The following is a 24,803-nucleotide window of genomic DNA, read 5'->3' as shown; positions in this document are numbered from 1 at the left end:
TTATGCTCGATCCCCGCCTGCTTCGCAATGACCCGCACGCCGTGGCCACGGCGCTGGCGCGGCGTGGTTTCGAGTTCGACGCCGACGCTTACGCCGCGCTCGACGCGCGCCGCAAGGCGCTGCAGACGCGCACCGAGGAACTCCAGGCCGAACGCAATCGCCGCTCCAAGGCGATCGGCCAGGCCAAGGCCGCGGGCGAGGACATCGAGCCGCTCAAGGCCGAGGTCAGCGGCCTGGGCGATCAGCTCGAGGCGGCCAAGCGCGAGCTCGACGCGGTCCAGACCGAACAGGACGAGATCCGCAGCGGCCTGCCCAATCTGCCGCACGACGGTGTGCCTGACGGCCTGTCCGAGGACGACAACGTCGAGCTGCGCCGCGTCGGCGAGCCGGCCGGGTTCGACTTCGAGGTGCGCGATCACGTGGAGATCGGCGAGGGGCTGGCCGGCATGGATGCCGCCGCCGCGGCGAAGATCACCGGCGCGCGCTTCACCGTGATGAAGGGCGGCGTGGCGCGTCTGCACCGGGCGCTGATCGCCTTCATGCTGGAGACGCACACGGCCGCCGGCTACACCGAGCTCAACGTGCCCTACATCGTCAACGCCGATTCGCTGTTCGGTACCGGCCAGCTGCCGAAGTTCGGCGACGATCTGTTCCGCCTGGCCGAGCCGGCCGACTACTATCTGATCCCGACCGCCGAGGTGCCGGTGACCAATCTGGTGGCGGACAGCATCGTGGAGGCGGAGGCGCTGCCGCTGCGGTTCGTCACGCATTCGCCGTGCTTCCGGGCCGAGGCCGGTGCGGCCGGCCGCGACGTGCGCGGCATGATCCGTCAGCATCAGTTCGAGAAGGTCGAGCTGGTGCGGATGGTGCACCCGGACGATTCCGAAGCCGCCCTCGAGGCGATCACCGCCAGCGCCGAGTCCATCCTGCAGGCGCTGGAGCTGCCGTATCGCGTGGTGGCGCTGGCGGCCGGCGACATGGGCTTCGCCGCCGGACGGACCTACGACCTGGAGGTCTGGCTGCCCAACCAGCGGACCTATCGCGAGATATCGTCCTGCAGCAATTTCGGCGATTTCCAGGCCCGGCGCATGGGCGCGCGCTATCGCGACCCGGACACCGGCAAGCCACGGCTGCTGCACACGCTCAACGGCTCCGGCCTGGCGATCGGCCGGGCGCTGGTCGCGGTGCTGGAGAACCACCAGCAGGCCGACGGCAGCGTGGCGATCCCGGCGGCCCTGCAGCCGTTCATGGGTGGCATCACGCGCCTGGCACCGGCCGGGCAGGCGGCGGCCGCTCAGTAGCGCGGCAGCGAATCCCGGATCTCGCGGATCAGCGCCTCGTACTCGGCGCCCGGAAACGTCTCCAGCACCCGGTCCAGCCGTTCGCCGGTCAGATGCGGGGCGAACATGCCGATGAAGCGCCGCATGTAGCCGCGCAGGAACAGGTTGTGCCGGAAGCCGATGTGGGTCGTGCTGGAGGCGAACAGATGGCTGGCGTCCAGGCGCACGAGGTCGGTGTCGGTGGCCGGATCGTAGGCCATGTTGGCGATCACGCCCACGCCCAGCCCGAGGCGGACATAGGTCTTGATGACGTCCGCGTCCACGGCGGTGAGCACCACGTTGGGCGTCAGTCCCTTCGCGTCGAAGGCCGCATCCAGATGCGAGCGGCCGGTGAAGCCGAAGGTGTAGGTCACGATAGGCTGCTCGGCCAGCGCCTCGAGTTCGATGCGCTCGACGCCGGCCAGCGCGTGATCGCGCGGGACCAGCACGCAGCGGTTCCAGTGATAGCAGGGCAGCATGACCAGCTCGTCGAAGTGCTCCAGTGCCTCGGTGGCGATGGCGAAGTCCGCGTCGCCCGCCGCGGCCCAGGCTGCGATCTGCGGCGGAGCGCCCTGGTTGATGTGCAGCGAGACCCGCGGATAGGCCTGCCGGAAGCGCTGGATGACGCCGGGCAGGGCGTAGCGGGCCTGGGTGTGGGTGGTGGCCACGCACAGGGAGCCGCGATCGGTATCGGCGAACTCGTCGGCCGTGCGGGTGATGTTCTCCACTTCGGAGAGCACCCGTCGCGCGGTCTCGAGAATGCGCGCGCCGGCGGGGGTGACGCGGTCAAGATGCTTGCCGTTGCGCTCGAATATGAGCACGCCGAGCTCCTCCTCGAGCAGCCGGATCTGCTTGCTCACCCCCGGCTGGGAGGTATGCAGGGCCTGGGCCGCGGCGGTGATGTTGAGCTGGCGTTTGGCGACCTCGCTGATGTAGACGAGCTGGCGTAGCTTCATGGCGCGCCTTCCCTCCGGCATGGATTTTATATTCCAACATATTATTAAACTATAAAAAGATATTTCTATCTGCTTTGATTGGCCGCTGCTAGTCTGCGCGCCTGTTTTCCATCGTTTCTGGACTGTGATGCTCGCGTTCAGCGCGGCCGGCCTGTTCGTCGGTCTGGCGGTTGGTGTGACCGGCGTCGGCGGCGGTTCGCTGATGACGCCACTGCTGATCCTGCTGTTCGGCTTCTCGCCTTCGGCGGCGGTCGGCACGGATCTGCTCTATGCCGCCGGCACCAAGGGCTTCGGCACCTGGCTGCACGGCCGTCAGCAGACGGTCGACTGGCGCGTGGTCGGCCTGATGGCCAGCGGTAGTCTGCCGGCGGCGGTGGTCACGATCCTGTGGCTGCATCTGGTCGGTCTCGAGCCGTGGGTGGAGGAGCTGATGACGGTCACGCTCTGCCTCGCGATCATCACCACCGCCGTACTCACACTCCTGCGGCGGCATATCCTCCGGTATCTCACTCGCGACGGCACGCTCGAGGAGTCCGGGCTGCCGGCGTCGATGCACCGCTGGCGCGAGCCGGTCACGGTCGTCGGCGGCGTGGTGCTCGGCGCGCTGGTCACGCTGTCGTCGGTCGGCGCCGGCGTGCTCGGGACCACGCTGCTGCTGCTGCTGTATCCGCGCCTGGCCGCGATCCGGGTGGTGGGCACGGACATCGCCCACGCCGTCCCGCTGACGCTGGTGGCCGGTCTCGGTCATTTGAGCCTGGGTACGACCGATCTGGCGGTACTGGCGTTCCTGATGCTGGGCTCGTTGCCGGGTATCTATCTGGGGACGCGGCTGGGCTCGCGCTTGCCCGACGGGCTGCTGCGGCCGATCATATCGGTCCTGCTGCTGGTGGTCGCCGTTAGCATGCTCTTCGACAGCGTGCGTACGCTCACGGCCGCCGGCTGAACCCGTCCGCCCGAGTCGCGCCGCATCTTGTCCGATGATCCGCTGAGTCTGCCGATATTCCTCCGCCTGTCCGGCCACCCGGTGCTGGTGGCCGGGGCGGGGCGCATCGCCGCCCGCCGCCTCGAGCGCCTGCTCGGCGCCGGCGCCCGGGTCACCGTGATCGCGCCGGAGGCGACCGCGGCGATCCGGGCGCTGGCCGAGGCCCAGCGTCTCGACTGGCAGGCGCGCGAAGCCCGTACCGACGACGTGGCCGGCTACCGGCTGTTGTTCGCGACCACCGACGATCCGGCCGTCAACGCCGCGCTCGCCGACGCCGCGCGGGCGGCCGGGGTGTGGGTGCAGCGCGCGGACGCGGCCGGCGAATCGGATTTTCTGGTGCCCGCGACCGTGACCCGCGACACGCTGCAGGTGGCGATCTCCAGCGATGGCCGCGCGCCGACGCTGACGCGCATTCTCGGTGCGCGACTGGAGAGCTGGCTGCCGCGTGCCTATGGCGATCTGGCGGCTCTCGCCGGCGAGTTTCGCGAAGCCGTGCGGACGCGGCTGCCAAGAGCGCATCGTGGCCCGTTCTGGACGCGTGTGCTCGACGGCCCCATCGCCGAGACCGTGCTGGCCGGCAGAACGGACCAGGCGCGTGTCGAGCTGGCGCGTGCCATCGACGCGGCCGCGGCCGGCGAGGCGACGCCCGCGACCGGCGAGGTCTATCTCGTGGGCGCCGGCCCGGGTGATCCCGATCTACTGACCTTTCGTGCCCTGCGTCTGATGCAGCGGGCCGACGTGGTCCTGCACGACAGCCTCATCCAGCCGGCGCTGCTCGATCTGGTCAACCGCGAGGCGGAGCGGATTCACGTGGGCAAGCGCGCGGCCCGGCACACCTTGGCCCAGGAGCGGATCAACGAACTCATGGTGCGGCTGGCGCGCGACGGGCACCGGGTATTGCGGCTCAAGGGCGGCGACCCGTTCGTCTTCGGCCGCGGCGGCGAGGAGATCGCCGAGCTGGCCGCGGCCGGTGTGCCGTTCCAGATCGTGCCCGGCGTGACCGCGGCCAACGGCTGCGCGGCCTATGCCGGCATCCCGCTGACCCATCGCGACTACGCCCAGTCGGTGGTGTTCGTCACCGGGCATCTCAAGGCGGGCGCGCTCGATCTATCCTGGCCCGAACTGGCGCGCGCCGGCCAGACCGTCGTGTTCTTCATGGGCCTGAAGAGTCTGCCGGTCATCTGCGAGGCGCTGATGACGCACGGGCTGGCCGCCGACTGGCCCGCAGCTCTGGTCATCGACGGCACCACAGCGCATCAGCGCCTGATCGCGGGCACGCTCGACGACCTGCCGGCGCGGGCTGCGGCTGAGACCATCACCGGGCCCACGTTGCTGATCGTCGGCGAGGTCGTGCGTCTGAACGCGACGCTGGGCTGGTTTCATCCCGACGGCGAACCCGGGGCATGACGTGAAAAGGCCCGGCATCGCGCACGATGCCGGGCCGGTCTCGGACGTCGTCGACCGCCGCGGTCGACGGTTGCGCCTTATTCCTCGCCGGCGAACACGCCGAGCAGCTGCAGCAGGCTGAGGAAGAGGTTGTAGATGGTGACGAACAGCGTGACCGTCGCGCTGATGTAGTTGGTCTCGCCGCCGTGGACGATCTCGCCGGTCTGGTAGACGATCAGGCCGGCCATGAGCAGCACGAACAGGGCCGAGACCGCCATTGACAGCGCCGGGATCGAGAAGATCACCGCGATCAGGCCCATCACGAAGGCCACCAGGATGCCGACGAAGAGCATGCCGGCCCACTGATTGAAGCGGCGGCCGGAGGCCAGCGCATAGCCGGACATGCCGAGGAAGATCGCGCCGGTACCGCCCAGAGCCATCATCACGATCTGACCGCCGTTGGAGAACTGCGTCAGATACATGTTGATGATCGGGCCGATGGTGTAGCCCATGAAGCCGGTCAGGGCGAACACACTGACCAGGCCCATCGCGCTATCCTTGGTCTTCTCGACCGCGAACAGCAGGCCGAAATAGCCGACCAGCGTGATGATGATGCCCGGATGCGGCGCGTTCAGCGCCATGGCCGTGCCGGCGACCGCTGCCGAGAACAGCAGCGTCATCGACAGCAGCATGTAGGTATTGCGCAGGACGCTGTTGGTGGCCAGCGCGGTCTGCGCTCTGGAGGTCTGTACAGTACGTTCCGCGGTCATGGAAGTTCTCGTGTAGGTGACTGATTCCAAGGCTAGCACGGCAGTCGTGGCTTGAAATCTTTGGTTGGATGATGCAGTTAAAACGCCTCGCGCAGCGGCGCCTGCGCCGTGCCTCGCTCGCTTGGACCGCGGCCCTGGGGGCCATGTTCCCCATGGCTTTCGGCATGGTCGCCTGCGGCGGCGCCGCCGATGCCGGGGGCGGCGACTGGCCGGCGGCCGTCGGTGCCCCGGAGGCGTCGGCCCGGCAACTGCGCAGATTGGTCAACCCGGGTTTCACCGTCGGCTACGACACGAGGCGCGGCCGGGCCGCCTGGGTGGCCTATCGGGTGACCCCGGTGGGACGCTACACGCACCGATCGCGGCCGGATTTCATCGCCGACCCGCGGCTGGACACGGCGCCGGAGACCCGGCGTTACGGGGCCGGACGCTACGATCGTGGCCATCTCGCGCCGAACTACGCCATCGGCCAGCTCTACGGCGACGACGCCCAGCGCGCGAGCTTCTATTACAGCAACGTCGTGCCGCAGCGGTCGCGGCTCAATCAGCTCGTCTGGCAGCGGATCGAGGAGATCGAGACCGACGAGATCGCGCCGGCCACGGGCACCCTGTGGGTGCTGGTCGGCCCCGTCCCGGCCGCGTCGGACAACGCCGCGCCCGCCGGTTTCTATCGCATCTGGCTCGCCCGCGACGACGACAGCGCCTGGCGGGTGCTGGCCTTTCGCGTGCCGCAGAGCGTACGCGGCGACGAGCGGCTGGATTCGTTCATCGTCTCGGTGGACGCGATCGAGGCCGAGACCGGGCTGGATTTCATGCCCGATCTGGCCGCAGCCCGCGAACGCGCGCTCGAGGCGCGGCCCGCCGTGGCCGAGACCTTCGGCTTCGCCGCCCACGCCTGCCAGCCCGCGCGCTACGGCGAACGCTGGCAGGGCCGCGACGGTGTGCGCCTGCGCTACGACCGCTGCGGCGCGCCGATGCGGGATTGATCACGCCGGCGCCGGGAGCGACGCTCGGCGGCCGATTCCCGGCCACCCACCGGTTGCGTTTGCGCTAAAGGCCGGGCGATGCGCGACGTTTCGTTCGGTAGTCGCGAGCGGCGGCCCGCGCTTGCGGCCCGCGTCGGCGGTGTGTGCGGCGCCGGTTCAGTCGCTGGCCGCGTCGGGCGCATCGAAATCGGCGACCCGCTCGTCCTCGCCCTCGGTCAGCAGCTGATCGACGCGCAGCTCCGCGTTCTTGAGCAGCGACTGGCACTGGCGGGCGAGCACCACGCCGCGCTCGAACTGGGCGAGGGCGGTCTCCAGCGAGACCTCGCCGCTTTCCAGCGCCTCGACCAGCGCCTCGAGCTCGGCCACCGAGGATTCGAACTCGGCCAGTCGGGGCGCGTCGTCTTCGGCCGCGGGCGGGGCGGGCGTGTCGTCTTTTCGGGCCATGGCGGAATCGGTATCGATTGGGCCTGCGAAGTGTAACCGCGCGGCGAGACCGCGTCAGGCGTGTCTTGCCAGCCCTGTCGGTCTAGCTTACCGTGCCGCGCAACCGTTCCCGCCCGTTCTCCCGAGGAGTCGATGGCCAGTCGCTACGATGCCGCCGATATAGAAGTGCTGTCCGGCCTCGACCCGGTGCGCAAGCGTCCCGGCATGTTCACGGACACCGCCCGGCCGAACCATCTGGCCCAGGAGGTCATCGACAACAGCGTGGACGAGGCGCTGTCGGGGCATGCCAGGACCATCACCGTGACGCTGCATGCCGACGGCGCGCTGTCCGTGGTCGACGACGGCCGCGGCATGCCGGTGGATACCCACGGCCAGCACGGCGTCTCGGGCGTGGAACTGATCCTCACGCGGCTGCACGCCGGCGGCAAGTTCTCCAGCAAGCAGTACCAGTTCTCCGGCGGCCTGCACGGCGTCGGCGTGTCGGTGGTCAACGCGCTGTCGACGGAACTCGTGGTGCAGGTCTGGCGCGACGGCCGTCATTACGAGATGCGCTTCGCCGGCGGCGAGAAGGTCGCCGATCTGACCGAAATCGGCCAGTGCGCGAAGACCCGGACCGGGACGATGCTGCGGTTCACCCCGGACGAAAGCTATTTCGACAGCCCGCGCTTCGCCACCGGCCGGCTCAAGCATCTGCTGCGGGCCAAGGCCGTGCTGTGTCCGAACCTCAAGGTGCGCTTCGTCGACGAGGCCGGCGAGGAGGACATTGTCTGGCAGTACGCCGACGGCCTCGCCGACTACATGGCCGATGCGCTGGACGGGGTCGAGACGCTGATCGCGCCGGCGTTCACCGGCGGCGAGAGCGAGGACACGCAGACCGTGGACTGGTCGCTGACCTGGCTGGCTCCGGAGCAGCCGGGCGTGGACGGCGTCGCCGAGAGCTACGTCAATCTGATTCCGACCGCGGCCGGCGGCACCCACGTCAACGGTCTGCGCTCCGGCCTGACCGAGGCGGTGCGCGAGTTCTGCGAATTCCGCAATCTGCTGCCCCGCGGCGTGAAGATCGCGCCGGAGGACGTGTGGTCGGGCTGCGCCTTCGTGCTGTCGGTGAAGATGAACGAGCCGCAGTTCTCGGGTCAGACCAAGGAGCGGCTGTCCTCGCGCGATATCAGCGGCTTCGTCTCCGGGGCAGTCAAGGACGCGTTCTCGCTATGGCTCAACCGGCACGCCGAGACCGGCGAGGCGCTGGCACAACAGATCATCGGCAACGCCCAGGCCCGCGCCCGATCCGCCAAGAAGGTCAAGCGCAAGCGCGTGACCGCCGGGCCGGCGCTGCCCGGCAAGCTCACCGACTGCGTGACCGACGATCCGTCGCGCTCGGAGCTGTTCCTGGTGGAGGGTGATTCGGCCGGCGGTTCGGCCAAGCAGGCCCGCGATCGCAACTTCCAGGCGGTGATGCCGCTCCGAGGCAAGATCCTCAACGCCTGGGAGGTCGATGCCGCCGACATCATGGCCTCCAACGAGATCCACGACATCTCCGTGGCGCTGGGCATGGACCCCGGCAGCAACAATCTCGAACGGCTGCGCTATCACAAGATCTGCATCCTCGCCGATGCCGATTCGGACGGCCTGCATATCGCGACCCTCCTGTGTGCGCTGTTCGTCAAGCATTTCCGCGCGCTGGTGGCCAACGGGCACGTGTTCGTGGCCATGCCGCCGCTGTTTCGCATCGATGCCGGCAAGGAGGTCTTCTACGCGCTGGACCGCGATGAGCGCGACGCCATCGTCAAGCGGCTGGAGAACGAGAAGAAACAGCGCAAGATCGGCGTGACGCGATTCAAGGGCCTCGGCGAGATGAGCGCGCTGCAGCTGCGCGAGACCACCATGGCGCCGGACACCCGGCGCCTGGTCCAGCTCGGCATCGAGCCCGCCGACGAGGCCAGCGCCAGCGTCGACGAACTGCTCGACATGCTGCTGGCGAAAAAACGCGCCGCCGACCGCCGCGACTGGCTCGAGGCCCGCGGCCACGAAGCCGAAGTCCAGTAACCGGATCCCAGACCCATGGCCACCCCTTTCGAACACGACAGCGAGCGCCTGCCGCTGAACACCTTCGCCGAGAAGGCCTATCTCGACTATGCGATGTACGTCATCCTCGACCGGGCGCTGCCGCATGTCGGCGACGGTCTGAAGCCGGTCCAGCGGCGCATCGTCTACGCCATGTCCGAGCTCGGCCTGTCGGCCGCCTCGAAGCCGAAGAAGGCCGCGCGCACGGTCGGTGATGTGATCGGCAAGTTCCATCCGCACGGCGATTCGGCCTGCTACGAAGCCATGGTGATCATGGCCCAGCCGTTCACCTATCGCTATCCGCTGGTCGACGGGCAGGGCAACTGGGGCACCGCCGACGACCCGAAATCGTTCGCGGCGATGCGCTATACCGAATCCCGGCTGACCGCCTATGCGGCCACGCTGCTCTCCGAGCTCGGCCAGGGCACGGTCGACTGGCAGCCCAATTTCGACGGCACGCTCGACGAGCCGGTCACGCTGCCGGCCCGCCTGCCCAACGTGCTGCTCAACGGCGGCACCGGCATCGCGGTCGGCATGGCCACCGACATACCGCCGCACAACATCCGTGAGGTGGCCGCGGCGACCACCCATTTGCTGGAACACCCCGACGCCGACGTCGACGCGCTGATCGCGCACATGCCGGCGCCGGACTTCCCGACCGGCGCCGAGATCATCACCCCGGCCGCCGAGATCCGGAATCTCTACGCCACCGGCAACGGCGTGATCCGTCTGCGCGCGACCTACACGGTCGAGGCCGGCGAGGTGGTGATCGACGCGCTGCCGTATCAGACCTCCGGCGCCCGGGTGCTCGAGCAGATCGCGGCCCAGATGGCTTCGAAGAAACTGCCGATGGTCTCGGATCTGCGCGACGAATCCGACCACGAGAACCCGACCCGGCTGGTGATCGTGCCGCGCAGCAACCGCGTGGACATCGACGCCCTGATGGCGCATCTGTTCGCCACCACCGGGCTCGAGAAGAACGTGCGCGTGAATCTCAACGTCATCGGTCTGGACGGTGCGCCCCGGGTCAAGAACCTGCGCGATCTGCTGTCGGAATGGCTGACCTATCGCACCACCACGGTCACGCGGCGCCTGGAACACCGGCTGGACGCGGTCACCGACCGCCTGCATATCCTCGAAGGGCTGCTGGTCGCGTACCTGAACATCGACGAGGTCATCCACATCATCCGCACCGAGGACGAGCCCAAGCCGGTGATGATGGAGCGCTTCTCGATCACCGACGTCCAGGCCGACGCTATCCTCAACCTGCGTCTGCGCCACCTCATGAAGCTCGAGGAGTTCAAGATCCGCGGCGAGCAGGACGAGCTGGAGGCCGAACGCCAGTGGCTGGAGGTCACGCTCGGCTCGAAGGAAAAGCTCAACCGGCTGATCGCCGACGAGATCGCTGCCGACGCCGAGCAGTACGGCGACGATCGGCGCAGCCGCCTGGTCGAGCGCGGCCAGGCCCGGGCCCTGTCCGAGGCCGATCTGCTGCCGAGCGAGCCGATCACCGTCGTGCTCTCCCGCGAGGGCTGGATCCGCGCCGCCAAGGGCCACGACGTCGACGCGCCCGGGCTGAACTTCCGCAGCGGCGACGACTACCTCGCGCACGCCCCCGGGCGCACCAACGACACGCTGATCGTGCTCGATTCGACCGGGCGCAGCTACAGCCTGGCCGCACACAAACTGCCTTCGGCCCGCGGCCAGGGCGAGCCGCTGACCGGCAGCCTGAGCCCCGCGGACGGGGCGCGCTTCGTCGGCGTGGCCCTGGGCGACGAAACGCTGCGATGCGTGCTGGCGAGCACCGCCGGCAACGGCTTCGCGACCACCCTCGGCGAACTGGCCAGTCGCCAGAAATCCGGCAAGGCCACCATCACACCGGGCCGGGGCGCGGTGGCGTTGGCGCCCACCCTCTTTGCGACTGCCGACGCCGAGGTCTGCGTGGTCACCAGCGCCGGCCAGCTACTGTGCCTGGCCATCGAGGAGTTGCCCGCGCTGGCCAAGGGCAAGGGCAACAAGCTGATCGCGCTGAAAGGCGACGAGTCGGTCGTGGCGGTGCAGGCGATCGCGGCCGAGGCGACGCTGCTGCTCTACAGCGGCAAGCGCCACATGGCGCTGAAATCCGGCGAGCGCGACCCCTATCGCGGGCCGCGCGCCTCGCGCGGGCGGAAACTGCCCCGCGGCTACACCCAGGTCCAGGCGCTCGCGGTGGCTGCCGGCAAACCGGCGTCGTGATACCGACGAACCGCTGACCCGCGGTCTTCAGGGTCGGCCGCGGTCGCCACGCCGCACGTGCGCTCGAACCGGTGTCGGTGCCCGGGCAAGTGCCGACGGGCCGCTCGCCGGATAACGCGTGGTCCTCGTCACCGCCCGGGGCCGTCCCGCGAGCATCGCGGCGTCGGCCGCCGTCGCTTTCGGGCCGGTCGTCGGACGGCTTCCATTGCAGCCGGTCGCGACGATCCGAGCGCGCCGGATCGCGCGTGGTGCGCGGCCCGGGCCGCCGTCGTTGCCGGGGCCGCCGCCAGCCGGGCGTTCGCCCGCTCAGCGCAGACGGTTCTCGGTGTGGGCGAGCGCCTCGGTGTCCGGCTCCTGGATGAAGTGGCCCTGCACATAGTTCACGCCGGCCTGCCACAGCCGGGCCATGCTGTTGGCGTCCTCGATCTGTTCGGCGATCAGCGGGATCTGGCGTTCACGGGCATTGGCGATGATCGCGCCGAGCTGGCCGTCCTCGTTGCCGCCGAGGACCTGCCGGGCGAAATCCGGGGCCAGCTTGATGAATGCGGCCGGGAGGTTGTCCAGCACCTGGATCGCCTTGGGCGTGCTGCCGTAGTGGGTGAGGGCGACACGAAAGCCGTCCTCGTCGAGGGTGCGGGCGAGCGCGCGGGCCGCATGCGTCTGTGCGCGGACGTCGTCCTCGCGCAGGCTGAGGATCAGCTGGTGCCGCGGGATGGCGCGTTCGCGCACCGCCTCGCGGAGGGCGGCCACGAACGCATCGGCGTTCGACAGCGTGGCCGCCGAGAGTTTGACGAACAGCGTGATGTGGGCGTCCTTGGCCCGCTGCTGGTCGATGACCGCGATCGCGCGGCGCGCGACCCAGCGATCGATCTCGGGCATCAGCCCGGCCTGTTCCGCGGCGCCCAGAAATTCGCCCGGCCGCACGAGTGCGCCGCGATCGTCGACATAGCGCAGCAGACAGTCGAAATAGGGCTGGCTGTCGCCGGCCAGGCTCGTGATGCTCTGGTAGGCCAGGCTGAAGCGATCGCGAGCCAGCGCCTGCTGCAGCCGTGGCACCCACTGCTGCGCGTCGGCTTCCGGATCGGCGTGCTCCGGCTCCGGGGACTCGCAGGCGCGGCAGGCGTTGCCGCCCTCGGCGCGCAGATCGTAGGCGGCGTCCATGACCATGCGCAGCCGCTGGTCGGCGCCGTGCACACCGCCCGCGACCAGCGGGATGTGGGCGACGCTGGCGGACAGCGTCGCGCTGTGGCGTTCGTCGCCGAAGATCTCCTCGGAGAGCATCTGGTGAAGGCGTTCTGCGCTCTCGGCGATCTCGCGGCTCGAATGCCGTTCGACGAGCAGCACGTATTCACCCGCGCCGAAGCGGAACACGCGATCCTCGCCGCGCAGGTTCTCCAGCAGGAACAGGCCCAGCTCCTGCAGGACGAGGTCGCTCTGGGCCAGACCCATGCGATCCTGCAGCGTGGAGATCTCGTCGGTGGCCACGAATATCAGGCCGGGGACGCGCTCCGGACTGCGCGCGTCGGTGTGGGCAAGCACCTTGTGCAGGGCCATGCGGCCGTCGTGCAGCGGTCGTTGCGGCGCGTTCGCGATGGGCGCGCGCCCCTGATCGGAGGCCTGGAAAACGGCGCTCACGCGCTGGCGGCCGCCGGGTTCGTCCACGCCGGGCTGGAACAGTGCCCGCACCGGCTGGCGCCGGCCTTCGCGCGTGGCGAGATCGAACACCATCGACGTATCGGTGTGCTCGCGCGCGACCTGGGCGATGGCCTCCTCGACCCGGCCGCGTTCGTGCTCGGCGACCGCGTCGAGCAGATCGAGGCCGTTCGCGTCGGCGACGTCCGCCAGCCCCAGCAGCCGGGCGAACGCCGGGCTCGCGTCCACGATGCGGCCGTCGATGAGGCTCGCCCGGGCGTCCTCGCCCTGGCTGAGAAGCACGTCCAGCCGGCGTTGCGCGTGCACCAGGCGCTGGCCGAGATCGTGGCGTGCCAAGCGGCTGTGGCCGATCTCCATCGCCTGCGCAACGCGCCGATTCAGTGTCGACGCGTCGTCGAGCGGACACAGATCCCAGGCGCCTTCGGCCACGGCCTGTAGGGCATCGAGACCGGCCTCGGCCGTGACGAACAGCAGTATCGGGGCGTCGTCGGCGAGATTGCGCAACAGCGCCAGCGCCCGGCGGGCGCTGTCCGTCTCCGCCGGGCAGACGAGGCCGTAGAGCGCGATCGCGCCCACCTGCTCGGGCGAGACCACGTTGGCCGGATCGCTGGCATGAATCAGTTCGCAATCGTGCGGCTGCGCCGACAACGCCGCGCGCACGGCTTCGATCGCGTCCTGTTCGCGACCGATCACGACTGCCTTGAGAGTTTCCGGCGTCGCCTCGGACGGTGCCGCGACGCTCGCCTGTGCCTGATTCACGCCTGATTCACGCCTGAGTCCCCTGTTCGCTTGCGGTCCAGCCTAACGTGCCGGCGCCGTGGTCGCGCGTACGCTCTTGGCCGCCGCGCCGGGGGTCTCTCGCGCCAGCCGCGGCACGAGATAGCCCGGCAGAAGGGCGGCGAGCTTTTGCATGATGTCGTCGGCCCGGCGTTCGTCGACCTCGAAGTGCGCCGTCCCGGCGACCCGATCCAGCAGATGAAGATAGTACGGCATCACGCCGGCGGCGAAGAGTTTTTCGCTGAGCGCGGCGAGCGCGTCGGGGCTGTCGTTGACGCCGGCCAGCAGCACCGCCTGATTGAGCAGGGTGGCGCCGGTGGCGCGCAGCGCCGCGAGCGCCCGGCAGACATCGTCGGAGAGTTCGTTGGCGTGGTTGGCGTGCACGACGATCACCACCTGCTGGCGGCGCGCGGCGAGCCAGTCGATGAACCCGGCGTCGATGCGCTCGGGCAGCACGATGGCGGTCCGTGTGTGCAGCCGCAGCCGGTGCACGTGGTCGATGCGGTCGAGGCCGTGGCCGAGCGCGGCCAGACGCGGGTTGCTCAGCGACAGCGGGTCGCCGCCCGAGAGGATGACCTCGCGGATGCTCGGGTCGGCGTCGATGCGGGCCAGGGCGGCGTCGGTGTGGGCGCCGCCGGCGTGCTGGCCGGCATAGTCGAAATGACGCCGGAAGCAGTAGCGACAATGCACCGCGCAGGCGCCGGTGGTGATCAGCAGCGCCCGGCCGTGGTACTTGTGCAACACGCCGTCGCCTGCGGCACTCGCGTTGTCCCCGACCGCATCCCAGTCGAAACCGGGGACCTCGGCGTGCTCGTCGGCGACCGGCAGGACTTGGCGCAGCAGCGGATCGTGCGGGTCGCGCCGGCGCATCCGGGCGAGATAGCCGCGCGGCACGCGCAGGCCGAACAGCGCCGTCGCCGCGCGCGCGGCGGCGCGCCCCTCGGCGGGCAGTTCGAGCGCGTCGTACAGGGTGTCGACATCGGTGACGGCCTCGCGCATCGCCTGCTGCCAGCGGGGGGCGCTTTGCGCTAGACTGACGCGCTTTCGCGCGGCGGCGCTCGAGGGCTCGGCGGGCGCGTGTTCCATGCCCTCCAGTCTAGAGTGCGGCGCCTCGCGCGCCAACACGCCGCTGGCTCGACCGATCCGGAAGTTTTTCTATGGCGCAGTTCAATACCAATCAGTTCAAGGGCGGTCTCAAGATCATTCTCGACGGTGATCCCTACACCATCGTCGAGAACGAGTTCGTCAAGCCGGGCAAGGGGCAGGCGTTCAATCGCGTCAAGGTGCGCAATCTCAAGACCAATCGCACGGTCGAGCGGACCTTCAAGTCGGGCGACTCGGTCGAGGCCGCCGACGTGTTCAACCTCGATCTGCAGTATCTGTATCAGGACGACGAGTTCTATCACTTCATGGAGCCGAACTCGTTCGAGCAGTATCAGGCCAGCGAGGCCGCGGTCGGCGACGCCGCGAAATGGCTCAAGCCCCAGGACCATTGTGATGTGACGCTGTGGAACGGCGTGCCGCTGCAGGTCGACGCGCCGAACTTCGTCACCCTTGCGGTCACCGAGACCGACCCCGGGGTGCGCGGCAACACATCCAGCGGCGGCACCAAGCCGGCGACGCTGGAGACCGGCGCCGTGGTGCAGGTGCCCCTGTTCATCGAAGAGGGCGAGGTGCTGCGCGTGGACACCCGCAAGGGCGAATACGTCTCCCGCGCCACCGAGAGCTGACGGGCCCGGCCGCCGCGCGTTGACCGACGAGGCGCCGAGCTGGCGGCCGAGCGCGACCCGCGAGACGCTGGCGCGGCGTGCGGCGCTGTTAGCCGACGTCCGCCGTTTCATGGCTGAACGCGGCGTGATGGAGGTCGATACCGGCGTGATCGGCCGCGCGCCACCCGCCGAACGGGGGCTGGATGCGCTGTCGGTCAAGGACGCGGGCTGGCTGGCTCCTTCGCCCGAGCACGCGCTCAAACGCCTGCTGGCCGACGGCAGCGACGCGATCTATCAGCTCGGCCACGTCTTCCGCGCCGGCGAGTCCGGCCGCTGGCACAACCCCGAATTCAGCATGCTGGAGTGGTATCGCCCCGGCGCCACGATGTCCGATGTCGTCGAGGAGACCGCGGCGCTGCTGGCCACGGTGGCGGATACGTCCGTGGTCGAGCGGGTCCGCTATCGCGACGTGTTTCGTGAACACGTCGGCCTTGATCCGCTCACGGCCGGGCCCGCCGCGCTCGCCCGGGTGGCAAACGAACGCGGCGTCGCCCCGCCCGGGGCTCCGGCCGACAGCCGCGTCTTCTGGCTCGATCTGCTCATGAGCGTCGTGGTGCAGCCGCGTCTCGGGCGGGACGGGCCGGTCTGTGTCAGCGGCTTTCCGGCCGACGATGCCGTGCTCGTCGAGATCGAACCGGCGGATGCCCGGCTCAGCCGCCGGTTCGAGATCTACTGGCAGGGCGTCGAGCTCGCCAACGGCGCACAGGAATTGACCGATCCGGCGCGCGCGCGTGCGGCCATGGCCCGTGAAAACGAGGCGCGCGAAGCCGCCGGCGTGGCGCCGGTGCCCGTGGACGCAGCGCTGCTCGCGGCGATGGACTACGGCCTGCCCGCGAGCGCCGGCGTGGCGCTCGGCGTGGACCGGCTGCTCGCGCTCATGCTCGGCCACGACGGCATCGGCGCGGTGCTGCCGTTCGCCTGGGCGCGCCGCTGACGCCGCGTATCCGGCCAGCCGAGCACGGTCGAAAACGTCTCGAACCAGCGCCCCGCGTTGCGCGCTTGCGCCTGCCGCGGTCGACCCGGCGCGTTCAGGCGCCGGTGCCGAGCCGGCCGATGGGGGCGCCCAGCCGCAGCGGCCGGCCGGCGGCGAGGGTGTCCGGCCATTCGAGGGCGCCGGGGCCGAACAGAAGAATGACGCTGGAGCCGATGGCGAAACGGCCCATCTCTTCGCCGCGCGCGTGGTAGGCGGCGTCGATGTCGCGTTCGGCGACGGGCTGGCGGTGCGGCGCGCGCCGATGCGGCGGACAGATCGTGCCGGCCCAGCGGGTCTCGATGCCGCCGACGATGAAGGCGCCGACCATGATCAGCGCCATGGGCCCGACCGCGGTGTCGAACAGGGTCACTAGGCGTTCGTTGCGGCTGAACAGGCGCGGGATGGCGCGCACGCAGCGCGGATTGACGCCGAACAGCCGCCCCGGCACGTAGCGCATGTCGCGCACGCAGCCGTCGAGTGGCATGTGCACCCGATGATAGTCGTGGGGCGCGAGATAGAAGGTGGCATAACGCCCGCCGAGGAAGGCGGCGGCCCAGCCCTCGTCGCCGCCCATCAGGGTCTGGAGGTCGTAGGTCATGCCCTTGGTCTGGCAGATCGTGCCCCGGTGGGCCTCGCCGCAGGCGCCGAGCGTGCCGTCGACCGGCGAGACAACGGTCTCCGGATCGCTCGGCAGCGGGCGCTGTCCGGGCGCCAGCGCGCGGGTGAAGAATGCGTTGAAGGACGGGTAGGCCTGCGGGTCGGGTTCCTCGGCCTCGGTCATGTCGATCGCCGGGTACAGACGCAGGAAGCCCGCGATCAGCGCGCGCCGTAGCCAGCCGGCGCGGGCCCCGGCCAGCGTGTGGGTGCCGCGCGAGATCAGCCGGGTGGGCAGCAGCCAGAACAGGGCGGCGAAAAGCCGGTCGGCGTGGCTCGCCGGCGTGCGTTCGGACATGGGCATGCGAGGTTGGCAACGGGCAGCGCAAGCCTAGCGCCCGGCGGCCGTCACGCAAAGCATGGCCGGTGGTTTATCCTAGTCGCGCCCGCACCGGCGCCGGCCGCAACGGCGGGAGCCGGCGGACGGGCCCGCCTGACACCAACCGACAGATCGACGGGCACGGTCGCCCGGGTATCCGACATATGAGCCACGACAGCCCCCCGGACATCACCGCCACGCTCACGCGTGTGCTCGACTATATCCGCTGGGGTGCATCGCGCTTCGCCGCGGCCGGGCTCGCCTTCGGCCACGGCAGCGACAATCCCGTGGACGAGGCCGCGCATCTGGTCCTGGACGCGCTCGGGCTCGATCACAGCCTCCCGGATGCCTATCTCGAGGCCACGCTGACGCCGGCCGAGCGCGAGACCGTGCGCGCGACCATCGAGCGGCGCATCGACACGCGCCTGCCCGCGGCCTATCTGACCGGCAAGGCCTGGTTCGCCGGGCTCGAATTCTTCGTCGACGAACGCGTGATCGTGCCGCGCTCGCCGATCGCGGAGCTCGTCGAGAACGCTTTCCAGCCCTGGCTCGGCCATCGGGAGCCGCTGGCGATCCTGGATCTGTGCACCGGCAGCGGCGCGATCGCGATCGCCTGCGCGCTGGCGTTTCCGGAGGCGCGGGTGGTCGCCACCGATGCCAGCGCCGACGCGCTGGACGTGGCCCGGATCAACAGCGACAAGCACGACATCGGGCCGCAGGTGGAATACGTCGAGGCGGATCTGTTCGACGGGCTGCCGGCCGAGCGCTTCGACCTGATCGTGACCAACCCGCCCTATGTCAGCCAGGCCGAGTGGGCCGGGCTGGCGCCCGAGTATCGACACGAACCGGGTTTCGCCTTCCACGGTGACAGCGACGATCTGTCGCTGGTCACCCGTCTGTTGTTCACGGCCCCCGACTATCTCGTCGAGGACGGCCTGCTGGTGCTCGAGGTCGGCTACAGCGCGTTCGCGCTCGAGCAGCGCCACCCGGATCTGCCCATCACCTGGGTCGATCTCGAGCGCGGCGGGCTCGGCGTGGGCGTGCTCGAAGCGGAGGATCTGGCGGCCTGGGTCGCCGCACAGCAGCAGGAGCGTCACTGATGGCGGGCAACACCTGGGGACAGGCCTTCACCGTGACCTCCTTCGGCGAGAGCCATGGCCCGGCGATCGGCTGCGTGGTCGACGGCTGCCCGCCGGGCATCGCGATCGACGAGGCGCTGCTGCAGACCGATCTCGACCGGCGCAAGCCCGGCACCTCGCGCTACGTGACCCAGCGTCGCGAGGGCGACGAGGCGCGCATCGTCTCCGGCGTGTTCGAGGGCGTGACCACGGGCACGCCGATCGCGGTGATCATCGAGAACACCGATCAGCGCTCGCGCGACTATTCCAAGATCAAGGACGTGTTCCGGCCCAACCACGCGGACTACGCCTACCTGCAGAAATACGGCGTGCGCGACTATCGCGGCGGCGGCCGTTCCTCGGCCCGCGAGACCGCCGTACGGGTGGCCGCGGGTGCGATCGCACGCCGGGTGCTCGCCGAGCGCTTCGGCGTGCGCATCCAGGGCTATCTGGCCCAGATGGGCCCGATCCGGCTGGCCTGCGAGGACCTGGATGCCGCCAATACGAACCCGTTCTTCTGCGCCGAGCCCGCCCGCCTGGGCGAGCTCGAGGACTACATCAACGCCCTGCGACGCGATGGCGACTCCATCGGCGCGCGCATCGACGTCGTCGCCGCCGGCGTGCCGCCGGGCTGGGGCGAACCCGTCTTCGACCGCCTCGATGCGGATATCGCCAAGGCGCTGATGAGCATCAACGCGGTCAAGGGCGTGGAGATCGGCGACGGTTTCGGCGTGGTCGAGACGCGTGGCTCCGAGCACCGCGACGAGATGGCGCCGACCGGCTTCCGGAGCAACCACTCCGGCGGGATCCAGGGCGGCATCTCCAGTGGCCAGACGATCCGCGCCAGCATGGCGCTCAAGCCGACCTCGAGCATCGTCATCCCGGGGGATACCATCGACACCCGCGGCCAGGCCACGCAGATGCGCACCACCGGCCGCCACGATCCCTGTGTGGGTCTGCGCGCCGCCCCGATCGCCGAGGCCATGCTCGCGATCGTGCTGCTGGACCACGCGCTGCGCCACCGCGGCCAGAATGCCGACGTCGACAGCGGCCTGCCGCCGATCGGGGACGAACCCGGCGGCTGAACCGCTCGCCTCGCGCCGCGCGCCTCGGGCATAGTGATGCCGGTGTGGCGCGACGACGGGGGATCGATTGATAACAAAAGGATTTGTGCAAACACGGCGGTTCGTTCTGGCTGTCGTCCTGGGCATCGGCGTGTCGACCGCGCATGCCGACATGCAGGCCGCCCGGCAGGCGCTGTCGGATAGCGACTACACGCAAGCCGTCGAGCAGCTCGAGGCCGTGCTCGCGGAGCGGCCCGACGACAGCGAGGCACGGTTTCTCAAGGGGTTGGCACTGGCCCGCAGCGGCGACACGCAGGCCGCGATATCGGTGTTCGAAGAGCTCACCGAGCAGCGAACGGATATGGCCGAGGCCTGGAACAATCTGGGCGTGCTGAGGGCCCGCCGGGGCTCGCTCACCGACGCGCGCGACGCGCTCCAGCGCGCCATCCGGATCGATCCGAAACACGGTCCGGCCCAGGAGAACCTCGGCGACATCTACGTGGCCCTCGCCCGAGAGGCCTACGGCCGCGCGGGCGATCTGGAGGAGGACAACGCCATCGCCCGCGCCAAGCGCGAGCAGCTCGCCGCCTTCATCGACAACGCCGGCGGCAGCGGAATCGGCGCGGCGGACACGCCAGGCGATGCCGACGCCGGCGCGACCCCGAACGCCGAGGGCGGCGATAGCGCCGACCGCGCCGTCGTGGATGCGGACACGCCGGCCGCGGCGGTTCAGCGCTGGGCCGACGCCTGGTCGGCGCAGGACGTGGCCGCCTATCTCGGGGTCTACGCCGAGGACTTTGTGCCGGCTGAGGCGGACAGCCGCGCCGCCTGGGCCGCCGAACGCCGCGAACGCGTTTCCTCGCCGGCGCGGATCGAGGTGAGTCTGGGCGATACGCGCATCGAGCGGCGCGGCGATCAGGCGCTGGCCCGTTTCGAGCAGCGCTATCGCTCCGATACCTATCAGGACGTCGAGGCCAAGGCGCTGCTGCTGACCGAGACCGATGACGGCTGGCGGATCCTGCGCGAAGGCGCGCCCGACGCCATCGAGTTCACGGCGGCCGGCGACGCCATGCCGTCGCGCGAGGACGAGCGGACCCGGGCCTCGGCCGACGCCGTTGCCGCGGAGGTGCGCACTGCGCTCGACAACTGGGCCGAAGCCTGGTCCGACCAGGATGTGCAGGGCTATCTGAACGCCTACAGCGACAACTTCGAGCCGGCGGGCGACCGGAGCCGGGCGGCCTGGGCCGAGGCGCGGCGCGAGCGCGTGCGCTCGCCGGACCGGATCCGCGTCGAACTCGATGACATCCGGGTGACGCGCGGGGCCGACGACACGGTTCGGGCCCGTTTCGAGCAGCACTACGAATCCGAGGGCTATTCGGATCGCGAGCGCAAGCAGGTGACCCTCGAACGCGAGGACGGCGGCTGGCGCATCATTCGCGAGAGCTGAGCGGGGCGTCGCCGCGCTCGTCCTCGAGCAGGGCGAGCAGGCGTGCGGCGGCGTTCGACAGACTGCGCTGCGGGTGCCGGACCGCGCCCAGGCGCCGGTGCAGGGCCAACCCCGGCAGCTCGAGACGCACGAGTTCGGGATGCGCCATGGACGCCGGCAGCACGGTCCAGCCGATGCCGACGCCGGCGAGCATGCGCAGCGTCTCCAGGTAGTGGCTGGTCATGCGCGGGGCCACCGCCACGTCGTGGGCCGCCAGCGCCGATTCGATGATGGCGTAGGTGTAGCTGTCGACCGGCGGCAGGATCGCGGCATGCGCGGCCAGGTCCGCGACGTCGACCGCCCTGCGCTGCGCCAGGGCGTGGTCGCGGCCGACGAACACGCGCATGGGGTCGTCCCAGATCGCGTGTTCGGTGAGCACGGGATGGGGCGACGTCGGCAGGGTGATCACTGCGAGCTCGCGGGTGCCGTTGGCCACCGCCCGGCAGGCGGTCTCCGAATCCATGAACAGAATCTGCGGTTCCACGTCCGGATAGCGGCGGACGTAGGTGCGCAGCACCGCCGGCATGCGGTGCAGGCCCACATGGTGCGAAAGCGCCAGCCGGAGCGGGCCGGCGACGCGGCCGCCGAGATTGTCGAGGGCACGCTGGCCGTCGGTGAGCACGGCCAGCAGCTCGCGGGCATGCGGCAGATAGGCGCGCCCGGCCTCGGTCAAAGCGACCCCGCGTCCGACCCGGTCGAACAGGGGATGGCCGAGCCGCTCCTCGAGATTGGCCAGGCGTTTGCTGATCGCCGGCTGGCTCAGGTGCAGCGTCCGCGCCGCGGCCTGGAACGAGCCCTGATCGCAGATGGTGACAAAGGCGCGGATGGATTCGGTCTGCATGGGCTGCAACTGGTTCCGGAAAGTAATGGATTATATCGATAACATTCATTTGAGTTATTCGCCGGCGACCCATACGCTCTTGCGCGTATCGCCAGTGAGGAAGTCGTCATGGCTCAGACGTTGTACGAGAAAATCTGGAACGAACACCTGGTGCGCGAGGAGGGCGGCAACGGCCTGCTCTATATCGACCGCCACATGGTCCACGAGGTGACCTCGCCCCAGGCCTTCGAGGGCCTGCGTCTGGCCGGGCGCGACGTGTGGCGTGTGAGTGCCAACCTCGCGGTGCCCGATCACAACGTGCCCACGATCAACCGCGAGGGCGGCATCGCCGACACCATCTCGCGGGCTCAGGTGGAGGCGCTGCAGGCCAACTGCAACGAACACGGCATCCGCCTGTTCGGCATGGGCGATCCGCGCCAGGGCATCGTGCACATCATCGGCCCGGAGCAGGGCGCGACCCAGCCGGGCATGACCATCGTCTGCGGTGATTCGCACACCGCCACCCACGGCGCCTTCGGCGCGCTGGCCTTCGGCATCGGCACCTCCGAAGTCGAGCACGTGCTGGCCACCCAGACGCTGCCGCAGTCGCGTTCGAAGACCATGCTGGTGCGTGTCGACGGCCAGGTCGCGCCCGGTATTTCCGCCAAGGACATCATGCTCGCCATCATCGGCAAGATCGGCACCGCGGGCGGCACGGGCTACGTCATCGAATACGGCGGCGAGGCGATCCGCGCGCTGTCGATGGAAGGGCGGATGACGATCTGCAACATGTCCATCGAGGCCGGCGCGCGGGCCGGCATGGTCGCGGTCGACGACACCACCATCGACTACATGCGCGGGCGCAACTATGCGCCGGACGGCGCCCAGTGGGAGACCGCCGAGGCCTACTGGCGCACGCTGGTCTCCGACGACGACGCCGAGTACGACCGCGTGGTGGTGCTCGACGCCGCCGAGATCGCGCCGCAGGTGACCTGGGGCACCTCGCCGGAGATGGTCGCGCCCGTGACCGCGCGGGTGCCGGCCCCCGAGGATGCGGGCAGCGAGACCCAGGCCGAGGGCTGGCGCAACGCGCTCGAATACATGGACCTGACTCCCGGCGTGCCGCTGACCGAGGTCATGCTCGACAAGATATTCCTCGGATCCTGCACCAACGCCCGGATCGAGGATCTGCGCGTGGCGGCGCACTATCTCGAAGGGCGGCGCATCGCCCCCAACATCAAGCTGGCGATGGTCGTGCCGGGCTCCGGCCTGGTGAAACTGCAGGCCGAGAAGGAAGGCCTGGATGCGATCTTCCGGGCGGCGGGCTTCGAGTGGCGTGACGCCGGCTGTTCCATGTGTCTGGGCATGAACGACGACAACCTGCTGCCCGGCGAGCGCTGTGCGTCGACCTCGAACCGCAACTTCGAGGGCCGCCAGGGCAAGGGCGGACGGACGCATCTGGTCAGCCCGGCCATGGCCGCGGCGGCCGCGGTCTACGGGCACTTCGTCGATATCCGCGAGCTCGAGGCCACTCGCCGGTGAACGCGGTCGCCGCGAACGCGGGCGGCGGCGGAGCCGATGGTGGCTGGGACGCCGAGGCCTACGGCCGGCACGCGCGCTTCGTCGCCGACCGGGCGGTCTCGTTGGTCGACTGGCTGGCGCCGGCGCCGGGCGAGCGGATACTCGATCTGGGCTGCGGTGACGGCGCGCTGAGCGAGCGTATCGCGGCACACGGCGCCGACGTGCTGGGCCTGGACAGCAGCACGGCCCTGCTCGCGGCCGCCCGCGACCGCGGACTGGCGGTGCAGGCCGGTGACGGTCAGCGGCTGGCGTTCGACGCGGTTTTCGACGCCGTGTTCTCCAACGCCGCGCTGCACTGGATGAAGCGCGATCCGAGTGCGGTGATCGCGGGCGTTTATGCAGCGTTGAAGCCGGGCGGACGCTTCGTGGCCGAGTTCGGCGTGGCCGGCAATGTGGCGCCGATCCGCGAGGCCCTGCGCGTCGAGGCTGCTGCCCGCGGCCGGATGCCCGACGAACTCGATCCCTGGGTTTTTCCGGCGCCGAAAACGTATCTGAAACAACTCGAAACGGCCGGTTTCTCGATCGAACGTGACGACTGCTTCGAACGGCCGACGCCGCTGCCGGGCGACATCGATGACTGGCTGACCACGCTCGCGCGACCGTTCGTGCACGCCTTCGCCGCGGGCGACGAACGCCGGGACTACATCCGGGCGGTGCGCGCCCGGCTCGCACCGGTCCTGCAGGACGCGGACGGCCACTGGACCGCGCCCTATGTGCGGCTTCGCTTCGTCGCGCGCCGGCCGGGCACGCCCCGTTTTGCGACAACCCCTTAACGAGAGAACGTCATGCAGGCATTTACCATTCACGACGGCATCGTCGCGCCGCTGGACCGGGCCAACGTCGACACCGACGCGATCATTCCCAAGCAGTATCTGAAGTCGATCCGGCGCACCGGCTTCGGCCCGCATCTGTTCGACGACTGGCGCTATCTCGACGCCGGCGGGCTGGACGTCGACGTCGCCACCCGGCGCGAGAATCCCGATTTCGTGCTCAACACCGAGCCGTATCGCGATGCCTCGATTCTGCTGGCGCGCGAGAACTTCGGCTGCGGCTCCTCGCGCGAGCACGCGGTCTGGGCGCTCGAGGATTTCGGCATCCGCTGCGTGATCGCGCCGAGCTTCGCCGACATCTTCTACAACAATTGTTTCAAGAACGGGGTGCTGCCGATCGCGCTGCCCGCCGATACCGTCGATGCGCTGTTCGCCGCGGCAGAGGCGCGCCGGGGGCTGGAGGCGCGCGTGGATCTGGTCGAGCAGCGTATCGGCCTCGACGACGGCACGGCCTACGATTTCGAGATCGACGCCTACCGGCGCAAGAACATGCTCGAAGGCCTGGACGATATCGGCCTGACGCTGCAGCACGCCGATGCGATCCGGGCGTTCGAGGCGCGGCGGGCCGGCGAAAAGCCCTGGATCTTTCGTGAACTCTAGGGCCTGTTGCCGTGTCGTACGAG

The 24,803-nt window shown here is 69.8% G+C and carries 21 protein-coding genes; 14 read left to right on the top strand and 7 right to left on the bottom strand.

Annotation, left to right across the window (positions count from 1 at the left end; genetic code table 11):
* The first annotated feature begins 2 nt into the window (after positions 1-2).
* Positions 3-1,301, top strand: coding sequence for a serine--tRNA ligase (gene serS / locus SAHL_RS09895; RefSeq protein ID WP_123591256.1), 1,299 nt, complete (start codon positions 3-5; stop codon positions 1,299-1,301).
* On the opposite strand, the gene cysB is transcribed toward serS, so the two are convergent.
* Positions 1,295-2,275 carry an HTH-type transcriptional regulator CysB gene (gene cysB / locus SAHL_RS09890; RefSeq protein ID WP_123591255.1) on the bottom strand — a complete coding sequence of 327 codons (981 nt, stop codon included), beginning with the start codon at positions 2,273-2,275 and terminating at the stop codon, positions 1,295-1,297. The genes serS and cysB overlap by 7 nt on opposite strands.
* Before the next feature lie 127 nt (positions 2,276-2,402).
* On the opposite strand from cysB, the gene SAHL_RS09885 reads away from it, so the two are divergent.
* Both SAHL_RS09885 and cysG read left to right on the top strand, forming a co-directional pair.
* Positions 2,403-3,218: a sulfite exporter TauE/SafE family protein gene (locus SAHL_RS09885; RefSeq protein ID WP_123591254.1), complete on the top strand. Its 816-nt coding sequence runs from the start codon at positions 2,403-2,405 to the stop codon at positions 3,216-3,218.
* Positions 3,219-3,245: 27 nt separating this feature from the next.
* Positions 3,246-4,664, top strand: a complete 1,419-nt coding sequence (cysG, locus tag SAHL_RS09880; protein ID WP_245968475.1) for a siroheme synthase CysG — start codon at positions 3,246-3,248, stop codon at positions 4,662-4,664.
* Between the two features lie 77 nt (positions 4,665-4,741).
* On the opposite strand, the gene SAHL_RS09875 is transcribed toward cysG, so the two are convergent.
* Positions 4,742-5,413, bottom strand: a complete 672-nt coding sequence (locus tag SAHL_RS09875; protein ID WP_123591253.1) for a Bax inhibitor-1/YccA family protein — start codon at positions 5,411-5,413, stop codon at positions 4,742-4,744.
* 71 nt (positions 5,414-5,484) lie between these two features.
* Here SAHL_RS09875 and SAHL_RS09870 point away from each other — a divergent pair, with 71 nt between their 5' ends.
* Positions 5,485-6,396 (top strand): DNA/RNA non-specific endonuclease, encoded by a 912-nt coding sequence (locus SAHL_RS09870; RefSeq protein WP_184947604.1) that lies wholly within the window; start codon positions 5,485-5,487, stop codon positions 6,394-6,396.
* Positions 6,397-6,552: 156 nt separating this feature from the next.
* Here SAHL_RS09870 and SAHL_RS09865 read toward each other — a convergent pair whose 3' ends face one another.
* Entirely contained in the window at positions 6,553-6,840 is a 288-nt protein-coding gene (locus tag SAHL_RS09865; RefSeq protein WP_123591251.1) for an exodeoxyribonuclease VII small subunit, read from the bottom strand.
* 132 nt (positions 6,841-6,972) lie between these two features.
* On the opposite strand from SAHL_RS09865, the gene parE reads away from it, so the two are divergent.
* Entirely contained in the window at positions 6,973-8,883 is a 1,911-nt protein-coding gene (gene parE, locus SAHL_RS09860; protein ID WP_123591250.1) for a DNA topoisomerase IV subunit B, read from the top strand.
* A gap of 15 nt (positions 8,884-8,898) precedes the next feature.
* Positions 8,899-11,136, top strand: a complete 2,238-nt coding sequence (parC, locus tag SAHL_RS09855; protein WP_123591249.1) for a DNA topoisomerase IV subunit A — start codon at positions 8,899-8,901, stop codon at positions 11,134-11,136.
* A 306-nt stretch (positions 11,137-11,442) separates the two neighbouring features.
* On the opposite strand, the gene SAHL_RS09850 is transcribed toward parC, so the two are convergent.
* Positions 11,443-13,548, bottom strand: a complete 2,106-nt coding sequence (locus tag SAHL_RS09850) for an EAL domain-containing protein (protein ID WP_123591248.1) — start codon at positions 13,546-13,548, stop codon at positions 11,443-11,445.
* 42 nt (positions 13,549-13,590) lie between these two features.
* Positions 13,591-14,652, bottom strand: a complete 1,062-nt coding sequence (gene epmB / locus SAHL_RS09845) for an EF-P beta-lysylation protein EpmB (RefSeq protein WP_123591247.1) — start codon at positions 14,650-14,652, stop codon at positions 13,591-13,593.
* A 71-nt stretch (positions 14,653-14,723) separates the two neighbouring features.
* On the opposite strand from epmB, the gene efp reads away from it, so the two are divergent.
* Together efp and epmA are read left to right on the top strand one after the other, a co-directional pair.
* Positions 14,724-15,296 carry an elongation factor P gene (gene efp, locus SAHL_RS09840; protein WP_123591246.1) on the top strand — a complete coding sequence of 191 codons (573 nt, stop codon included), beginning with the start codon at positions 14,724-14,726 and terminating at the stop codon, positions 15,294-15,296.
* Positions 15,297-15,315: 19 nt separating this feature from the next.
* A complete protein-coding gene (gene epmA / locus SAHL_RS09835) occupies positions 15,316-16,269 on the top strand; it encodes an EF-P lysine aminoacylase EpmA (protein WP_123591245.1) in 954 nt (317 codons plus the stop codon).
* 94 nt (positions 16,270-16,363) lie between these two features.
* On the opposite strand, the gene asd is transcribed toward epmA, so the two are convergent.
* A complete protein-coding gene (asd, locus tag SAHL_RS09830; RefSeq protein WP_123591244.1) occupies positions 16,364-17,260 on the bottom strand; it encodes an archaetidylserine decarboxylase in 897 nt (298 codons plus the stop codon).
* Between the two features lie 185 nt (positions 17,261-17,445).
* Between asd and prmB the strand changes: the two genes are divergently transcribed.
* The 3 genes from prmB (at position 17,446) to SAHL_RS09815 (ending at position 20,910) form a co-directional block, all read left to right on the top strand.
* Complete coding sequence (prmB, locus tag SAHL_RS09825) at positions 17,446-18,381, top strand: 50S ribosomal protein L3 N(5)-glutamine methyltransferase (protein WP_123591243.1); 936 nt, start codon at positions 17,446-17,448, stop codon at positions 18,379-18,381.
* The gene (gene aroC / locus SAHL_RS09820) at positions 18,381-19,484 is read left to right on the top strand and encodes a chorismate synthase (protein WP_123591242.1); all 1,104 of its coding nucleotides are present in this window, start codon (positions 18,381-18,383) and stop codon (positions 19,482-19,484) included. The genes prmB and aroC overlap by 1 nt, the downstream gene beginning before the upstream one ends.
* A gap of 85 nt (positions 19,485-19,569) precedes the next feature.
* On the top strand, positions 19,570-20,910 hold the full coding sequence (locus tag SAHL_RS09815) for a YybH family protein (RefSeq protein ID WP_123591241.1): 1,341 nt from the start codon (positions 19,570-19,572) through the stop codon (positions 20,908-20,910).
* Here SAHL_RS09815 and SAHL_RS09810 read toward each other — a convergent pair.
* Complete coding sequence (locus SAHL_RS09810; RefSeq protein WP_123591260.1) at positions 20,894-21,790, bottom strand: LysR family transcriptional regulator; 897 nt, start codon at positions 21,788-21,790, stop codon at positions 20,894-20,896. The genes SAHL_RS09815 and SAHL_RS09810 overlap by 17 nt on opposite strands.
* 108 nt (positions 21,791-21,898) lie before the next feature.
* On the opposite strand from SAHL_RS09810, the gene leuC reads away from it, so the two are divergent.
* The 3 genes from leuC to leuD are packed head-to-tail and all read left to right on the top strand — an operon-like array spanning position 21,899 to position 24,780.
* Positions 21,899-23,311 carry a 3-isopropylmalate dehydratase large subunit gene (leuC, locus tag SAHL_RS09805; RefSeq protein WP_123591240.1) on the top strand — a complete coding sequence of 471 codons (1,413 nt, stop codon included), beginning with the start codon at positions 21,899-21,901 and terminating at the stop codon, positions 23,309-23,311.
* On the top strand, positions 23,308-24,123 hold the full coding sequence (locus SAHL_RS09800; RefSeq protein ID WP_123591239.1) for a class I SAM-dependent methyltransferase: 816 nt from the start codon (positions 23,308-23,310) through the stop codon (positions 24,121-24,123). Before leuC ends, SAHL_RS09800 begins: the two co-directional genes overlap by 4 nt.
* Positions 24,124-24,135: 12 nt before the next feature.
* Positions 24,136-24,780 (top strand): 3-isopropylmalate dehydratase small subunit, encoded by a 645-nt coding sequence (gene leuD, locus SAHL_RS09795; protein WP_123591238.1) that lies wholly within the window; start codon positions 24,136-24,138, stop codon positions 24,778-24,780.
* Positions 24,781-24,803 lie beyond the last annotated feature (23 nt).

Origin of the sequence: Salinisphaera orenii subsp. halophila YIM 95161, from assembly GCF_003732545.1 — a bacterium.
Taxonomy (GTDB): domain Bacteria; phylum Pseudomonadota; class Gammaproteobacteria; order Nevskiales; family Salinisphaeraceae; genus Salinisphaera; species Salinisphaera orenii_A.
Note: the sequence above shows the minus strand (reverse complement) of the source record. Positions and strands in the feature narration are given on the sequence as shown.